The 7,172-nt window shown below is 68.7% G+C and carries 8 protein-coding genes; 6 read left to right on the forward strand and 2 right to left on the reverse strand.

Annotated features, from left to right (window positions below):
* Positions 1 to 29 precede the first annotated feature (29 nt).
* Entirely contained in the window at positions 30 to 2,270 is a 2,241-nt protein-coding gene (locus tag LJE69_RS01180) for a GNAT family N-acetyltransferase (RefSeq protein ID WP_296920451.1), read from the reverse strand.
* 243 nt (positions 2,271 to 2,513) lie between these two features.
* Here LJE69_RS01180 and LJE69_RS01185 point away from each other — a divergent pair, with 243 nt between their 5' ends.
* The 5 genes from LJE69_RS01185 (at position 2,514) to LJE69_RS01205 (ending at position 5,129) form a co-directional block, all read left to right on the forward strand.
* Positions 2,514 to 2,738 (forward strand): DUF2061 domain-containing protein, encoded by a 225-nt coding sequence (locus tag LJE69_RS01185; protein ID WP_296920453.1) that lies wholly within the window; start codon positions 2,514 to 2,516, stop codon positions 2,736 to 2,738.
* Positions 2,739 to 3,334: 596 nt separating this feature from the next.
* Entirely contained in the window at positions 3,335 to 3,880 is a 546-nt protein-coding gene (locus LJE69_RS01190) for a HugZ family protein (protein WP_296920456.1), read from the forward strand.
* A gap of 37 nt (positions 3,881 to 3,917) precedes the next feature.
* Entirely contained in the window at positions 3,918 to 4,274 is a 357-nt protein-coding gene (locus LJE69_RS01195) for a hypothetical protein (protein ID WP_296920459.1), read from the forward strand.
* Between the two features lie 226 nt (positions 4,275 to 4,500).
* Positions 4,501 to 4,785 (forward strand): type II toxin-antitoxin system ParD family antitoxin, encoded by a 285-nt coding sequence (locus tag LJE69_RS01200; RefSeq protein ID WP_296920461.1) that lies wholly within the window; start codon positions 4,501 to 4,503, stop codon positions 4,783 to 4,785.
* The gene (locus LJE69_RS01205; protein WP_296920464.1) at positions 4,782 to 5,129 is read left to right on the forward strand and encodes a type II toxin-antitoxin system RelE/ParE family toxin; all 348 of its coding nucleotides are present in this window, start codon (positions 4,782 to 4,784) and stop codon (positions 5,127 to 5,129) included. The genes LJE69_RS01200 and LJE69_RS01205 overlap by 4 nt, the downstream gene beginning before the upstream one ends.
* Before the next feature lie 274 nt (positions 5,130 to 5,403).
* On the opposite strand, the gene LJE69_RS01210 is transcribed toward LJE69_RS01205, so the two are convergent.
* Positions 5,404 to 5,532: a hypothetical protein gene (locus LJE69_RS01210; protein ID WP_296920467.1), complete on the reverse strand. Its 129-nt coding sequence runs from the start codon at positions 5,530 to 5,532 to the stop codon at positions 5,404 to 5,406.
* Positions 5,533 to 5,872: 340 nt separating this feature from the next.
* On the opposite strand from LJE69_RS01210, the gene LJE69_RS01215 reads away from it, so the two are divergent.
* Positions 5,873 to 6,607 (forward strand): transposase, encoded by a 735-nt coding sequence (locus LJE69_RS01215; protein WP_296920470.1) that lies wholly within the window; start codon positions 5,873 to 5,875, stop codon positions 6,605 to 6,607.
* Positions 6,608 to 7,172 lie beyond the last annotated feature (565 nt).

Here is a 7,172-nt window from a genome sequence, read left to right on the forward strand (position 1 = left end):
TCGCCTGAGGAAGCCGAATTGCGCCGCGCTCATCCGCCCTCTGGATGTTGACGTTGCTCTGGCCTCGTGACTTGGCGGTCGGGTGGCTGTCGCAGCGCCTCTGCCAGCAGGATTGCGACGGCCTCGCGCAGCGTGCCGAGGACGGCGCCGGCGCCCGTTGCGCCGACCAGGGCAGCGGCGTCGGCGGGCTCGCGCTGTTGCAGCCCGCAGCCGATCAGAACCGCGGCCTGAGCCGGCGTCAGCTCTACGTCGGCCAGTGCCCGCGGCAGCGCCACCCGCAGTAGCCGGTGCAGCGCGGGACGGGTCGCGTCCAGACCACGGGCGGCGTGGGCAAAGGCGTTTAGCTCGTGCAGATCGTTGTCCGGGAGCGGCTCGGCAACGCCGGTCGCTCCGGCGAGCAGCGCGGCGGCGACGGCCGGCTCCAGGTCCCGCAGCGGCCCGGCCAGCAGCACGGCCAGGCGCCCCGGCAGGCGGCGCCGACCGAGGTCGAGCAGGCGCTCGCCCGCCGGCGTCAGCGCCCGCAGCACCACGGCCGCATGGACGCCGCTGGCGGCGTTGCGGCGGCTGCCGATGTGCACCGGCGCCAAGTCACAGCGCCGCCAGAAGCGGAGCAGTTCCGGCGTGGCGCCGAAGCTGGCGCCGAGCAGATCGTTGCCGTCGCCGGCCGCCTGCTCGGCGATGGCCGCCACCAGCCGGCGGCCGAGCCCGCGCCGGCGCGCCGCCGGGTGCACGGCGATGCGCAGGATGCGCCGGACGCCGAGTGCGGGTGCGTCGAGCAGGCCGGCATGCGCCGACAAGGTCTGCGGCAAAAGGTGCCCTTGCGGGCGGCGGCGGCCCGCGAAGATGGGCGCGAGCAGTTCCGCCGGCAGCCGGCCCTCACGGCCGGTGACGGCGGTGGCGAGCACGGTGTCGCCGCATCGGAGCAGGTGCACGGCGATGTCCGGGGCGTCCAGCAATTGGCGCAGGTCGGATGGGCGGGTCTGGTAGTGGCCGAGCACCAGCAGGCCGAACGCCTGGCGCAGGAGCGGCTCGTCCGCGGCGAGGTCGGCGCGCTCCGGTGTCTCGACGTGCATGTGCGCGCCGCCGTCGGCGAGCGCCGCGGCGGCGTCGGCATCGGCCGCCGGCTCCGCGTCCAGCAGCAGCGCGCGGTTGCTGAGCGCCTCCAGCGGGTCGCCGTCGGCCCAGCGGACCGGCGCCGTGAGCCGGAGCGCCCGCCAGCCGGGCGTGTGCCGGTCCAGCACGGCACGAAAGCGCACGTCGAAGCCGCGGCCCGTACCCTCGTAGCCGTGCACCGTCGTGGCGAAGACGATGCGCGGGTAGTGCAGCAGCATCGACTCCAGCAGCGGTGCCGGGATGGCCGCCGCCTCGTCCACCAGCAGCAGGTCCGCGGCTGGTGTGGCGGCGAGCAGGGCGTCCGGCGCCACGTAGCGCGGCGGCGGCTCGCCGGCGTGGCGGAGCACCGCCTCAGCGGCGGTTCGCCGCGGGGCCGTGAGCAGGATCAGCGGGTCCCCCGCGGCCCGCAACCGTGCCGTGGCGAGGCCCATGGCCGCCGACTTGCCCCGGCCGCGGTCGGCGGTGATCACCAGCGGACGGCAGGCGCGGCCGCGCGCGGTGGCGAGGATGGCGTCGATGGCCCGCGCCTGGTCCGGTGTCGCCGGTGGGAGCTGGGACAGGTCCATTGCGGCCTTGGCCGCCGGCGGCATCACGTCGCCGGGCGTTGGGGTGCCCGTGTCGGGCGCGTCATCGACGGCGCCGGTTGCCCTGGGCGGGTCCTGCGCGCGCTCCGACAAGCTCGGCCCGTCGATGCGCCGCACCGCCGGGCTTGATGCAAGCGCCCGTCGCAGGTGCTCGACCCAGCGCCCGCCGACATCGCCAGGCCCATGCGGAAAGGTCGCGAAGCGCCGGGTGGCCGGGTCTATCCAGCCAGGCCAATCCGCCGCCGATGGCGTCAGCAGCACCAGGAGACCACCGCCGCGCAGGGTGCCGATAGCAGCGCCGAGGGCGTCGGGATCGAGCCCGGCCCACGCGTCCACCACCAGCATGCCGCAGTCGCCGCCCAGACCGGCGGTGCGGCGGTTCGGGTCGGCCGGCCCGCCGCGATCGCCGAGCCAGTGGGTGTCCGCCACCTGTAATCGGGCAACGATGTCGCGTGCGGCCGCCAGCGTCCACTGCGCGCCGCCGGCAAGCCAGAGCAGGCGCCGCTCGCCGCTGCCGGCGATGGCGGTGCGCAGCGCCTGCGCCGCGGCAGGAGGTGATGCGTAAGTGTCCAAGCGGAGGTGCGGCGTGCTAACCGGTTGGGGTGGCTGATGGCGGGCCTGACGGCGGGGTGGCTGGTTGCGGCCGACCGACAGGCAACGTCTGCGCCGCCCGCAGCCGCCGGCGTGCATCTGCTCGGGCAATGGACTGCCTGCAAGTCATCGTTGATAACGATTGATATGTTTGAGACTATCGTCTGGACCTACAAACGGGAACGGCTATCATTTGCAAGAAACAATACAGTCCGGAGCAGACCCATGATCAAAACCATCAGCTTCGCCATCATGCACTTCAGCGTCGCCTTCGGCGTCACCTATGCGCTGACCGGCGACGTGATCATCGGCAGCACGGTCGCCCTCGTCGAGCCCGCCGTCAACACCGTCGGCTACCACATCCACGAGCGGGTGTGGGAGCGGTTGCGCCGTCGCCGCAGCGACCGGACCGGCCAGGCCGGCGGCACCGCAATGCCGCTCGCGGCCTGAGCCCGGCGGCGCCGACTTGCGGTCGGCGCCGCTGTCGGTCGGCAGACAAGGAGCGGTTCAAGAACAACTGAAACGTCGTGTAGGGCGGATAAGCGCAGCGGGCGTTGATCGTAAGTCCGACCAGCGCCTGCACGCTGGCGGGCTCGCTCCCACGCTCCCGAGATTGGGCAAGAATCCGTCGTAGGTCGGGCTGAGGAACGAAGCCCGACGGTGTGCGCAACGCGGCCGCCTGATTGTCGGGCCTCCTGCGTCGGCCCGACCTACGGCGTTCCGTTGCTTCTGAATCGTTATTCAACAGACCTGCCCCTAGATTGCTTGAAGGGCCGAAATCTTTGCAGATGGGTCAAATTTTGAGTGCACCGCAGCACGTACCAGAAAGGGCCAAGGGCCAAATGCCGGAACGGCGGTCGAGCGCAGCGGTGCGGTCGCATCTTGGGCCATAGACCTCGGCCGTTGTTGCATGCCGGGAGCCGATCGACGCGGCATTCGTCGCCTCATGCCGTTGTCGGTCTGGGGCCGCGCCTCGCTAGCTTTGCTGCGGTCCCTGCGCCCGGCGCTGCATACTGCTCGTCCGGTCAGCCTATTGGAGTAGCTCCATGCACGTTTCCGACAGCCGCGAGCTCGTCGATGAGGCGCGTGCCGCGCTCGCGGAGCACCTTGCGCGCATCAACAGCCTGATGCTGGCCACGGTCGGCGCCGATGGCATGCCGCATGCTTCTTATGCCCCCTTTGTCCGCGATGCCGACGGCGCGCTCTGCATCTTCGTCAGCGATCTCAGCGAGCACACCGGCAACCTGCGTCGTTGCCCAAATGCCTCGCTGCTGCTGATCGAGGACGAGCAGGATGCCCGTGAGCCCTTCGCGCGGCGGCGCCTGAGTCTCCGTGCGCGCGCCTCCATCATTCCTCGCGACGACGAGCGCTGGGAAGGGCTTGCCGACGCCTTCCAGCAGCGTTTCGGGCGCATCGTCGAGGTCTTCCGCGGGCTCGGTGACTTCCGCCTGGTGCGTCTCGAGCCCACCGGCGGAAGCTTCGTCATGGGCTTTGGCCGGGCGTTCGAGCTGGCCGGCACGCGGCTCGATAAGCTCGCGCACATCGATGAGGCCGCCGTGCAGCGTCGTGTCGGCGAAAAGCCCGCGCCCTGACCGGCATCCCTGTTTCGTGTATGGAGTACATTGTCCAATGCGAGCTCTCAACACAATCAACGTCGGGGTCCTGCCTGGCACGCTTGCACTTGCTGCGACGCTCCTCGGGGCCTGCGCGACCAATGAGCGCTTCGTCTCGGACTGGGGACAGATTACCCTGGCGCCAGGCGACACCGGCACGTGCAGCTCTAATCCGTGCCAGGTCTTCTTCAAGATGCCGCCAGGGGAGGGAACCTACAAAGTGATGGGTACAGGCTTCACGATCGGCGAATACCCAGCCGGTAAGACGGTGAACCTCGGCAGCTTCTTCGAGAGCAGCGCGATCAAGGTGCAAGGGGCGGACGTCCCCAAGACCTACATCTACGTGCCCGGCACCTCGAGCAATGAGAACTGACATTCTTCAGCGCGCCGGACGCCCCCCATGGCGGCCCGCTTCCACACCGGCGGTCCAGAACCGACAGACGCACGGATGTGCCCGAACGGGCGCGCACGACCAAGAGCGCACGCTTGCTAACCGAAACTCGCAGCGAGCGAGCGCCACCTCACGGGCGAGCACCACTGCCAGACTCCGTTGGCAACCTATGCCATACTCGTGGTCGAGCCAACTCGAGGTTAGCCCCATGCCCACACGCAATGTCGTACTCACCGACCATCAGGAAGCTTTCATCGGCGACCTTGTGCGCTCCGGGCGATATAGCAATGCCAGCGAGGTGCTGCGCGAGGGTCTGCGGCTCATGGAACGCCGAGAGTTGCTGGAGGCGGCCAAGCTCGATTACCTGCGCGGGCGTCTCGACGAGGCGGAGCGAGAAGCCCTCGCGGAGCGCCTGGTGACGTACACACCGGGTCTGCTCGACCGTCTCGACGACGAGATCGAAGCCGAGCTCACGGGGATCGGCTCGCCGTGAGAACCGTGCGCCTTGCGCCGGGCGCAATCGCGGATATCCGTCGCATTCTGCTTCGCAGCAAGGCGGAGTTCGGAGCCGGCGCCGGGACACGCTACAAGGTCTTGCTCGCCCAGGCGTTACAGGACCTCGGCGAGGATGCGCAGCGCGTCGGGGTCAGAGCTATTCCGGACGTCCGCCCTGGGTACTTCGTGTACCACGTCAAGTTCAGTAAGCCGAGGGTGACGGGCCGGCCCGTTGGACGCCCACGCCATCTGCTTGTGTTCTCGATCGACTCGTCCGATGCGATCTTGGTGGCCGCCGTGGTGCACGAACGCGAAATGCTGGAACGACACCTGGAGAGCTGATCGGCACGGGAGCGGCCATGGGTGAGCGGCGAGTACGTGGCAAAGGCACAAGGCCGCCTCCATCCCCGCGTCTTCTGCGCGCCGGGCGCTTTGATGAAGCGCATGGAAGCATGCTGAGCGGTGACGCCACCGTCGAGCCACGCGGGTGCGCAAGCGAAGGCCCCATTGGCCGGAGCTGGCCGAGCGCCATCAGTCCCGACGGGGTTCTGCTGTGCGCAAAGCAGATACGGCGATGCGCTGAACCCCCCGAGCGGGGGGCGTGCGCAAGACGGGATCAGTCGCTCGTCAGGGAGCTCGCCGCGGCAATGAATCGTTCGGCCTCGTCCAATGCGCGGGCGGCTTCACGGGATGGGATGGCATCCAGCGCACGACCGGCCTTGTCCAGCAGGGCCGTGTCGGTCACAGTGCAATGTCCTCTGCCTGGACGGTTTGCAGCACACCCAAGGGTTCCGATGCGCTCGAGCGGCTCGGATCCCGGCAGGGTCTCGAAGGCGAACAGCTCGACCTCGTCGCGCGTTCCCCCCGGCAGCTTCGCGAGCTCCCTCAGAAGACGCTTCCTGTACAGGAGCCCCACGGCTAATCCTTGTGCGCACGGTACAGTGCCTTCGCCTCCTCCAACTCCACGGATTCATCACCGGCGGCGTCGATCGTAAGTCCGCCCGGCAGGAGGGCGCTGGCGCCCACGCCCCAGCGTTGGGAACAAGAGAAAAGGGGCCAGGCTCAATTTCTGCGAGGCTAACGCCATGCCTCGCCGTACGCGCATCCACCTTGACGGCTTGCCGCTGCACGTCGTCCAGCGCGGCCATAACCGAGCGGCTTGCTTCTTCGACGATCAAGACCGCCGCGCCTACCTCGGCTGGCTGCAAGAGGCGCTGGCGCGCGAGCACTGTCGGTTGCACGCATACGTGCTGATGACCAACCACATCCACCTGCTGCTGACGCCGGAGCAGGCCGCACACGTCCCGCTGGTGCGCATCTCCGTCGGTCGTCGCTACGTCCAGTACATCAACCACACCTACGGGCGCACCGGCACGCCATGGGACGGCCGCTACAAGTCCTCGCTGGTGCAGGCGGACACCTACCTGCTGCTGTGCCAGCGCTACATCGAGCTCAACCCGGTGCGCGCCGGCATGGTCGACGACCCTGCCGGCTATCGCTGGTCCAGCTACCGCGCCAACGCCCTCGGGGAGGCGGATGCGATAGTGACCGCGCACCCGCCCTACCTCGCCCTCGGTGCCGACGACGATGCGCGCCGTGCCGCCTACCGAGCGCTGTTCCGCAGCGCCCTTGAAGACCAACCGCTGAGCGATCTTCGGCTGGCCCTGAACCAGGACCAACCCCTCGGCAACGACCGCTTCTACCGGGAAGTCGAAGCAATGACCGGGCAGCGTCGGGAACTGCGCAAGCGCGGCAGGCCACGCAAGCGGACGGATCAGCCGCCGGAGGATGATTCTGGGCAGGGCACGTTGCCGCTATGAACGATTAATTGAGCCTGGCCCTTTTTCCCTCAGTCGATTGAGAAAAGTATGTTGCGAAGCGTTTGCCCTGCTAGCGCCCAACGCCAGCATCACCGGCGGGAGACACTGCAGAGCGAAGCGGCGCAGTGTTTCCCGTCCGCGTGCATGCACTCGTTGGACGTCTCCCCTGGCGGTGCCTCACCTATGGGAATTTCGCCTACGGCGTGTGTGGTGTCAACGCCGTGTGTCGGGAGAAGCCGGCTGCATCGGTGCGGCTTTTGCGGGGTGATGGAGACGGTGCGGATGGGATTTGGGGGCTGCTGCGGGCTCGGCCGGGTGGCATCGGGTGGTGACAGTCGTGTTGGCGTGTGTGTGCGCGCAGAGTGCTGCGCCCCGTCGGGTGGGGCCTGGTCGAATCGATGTGACGATGCGTCGCCATTCAAGCCGCCGCGGCATACTCGGTCGGCGGATCATGGAAGGAGAGGATCTGGAAGACATTGCGCAGGCGCCCTTGCAGGCAGGCGGGACAGAGCATGGGGTCGACGGCCTGCTTGGCGAGGAACTCATCCATGTCGGCGATGTAGGG

The organism is Thiohalocapsa sp. (genome assembly GCF_022340605.1).
Taxonomy (GTDB): domain Bacteria; phylum Pseudomonadota; class Gammaproteobacteria; order Chromatiales; family Chromatiaceae; genus Thiohalocapsa.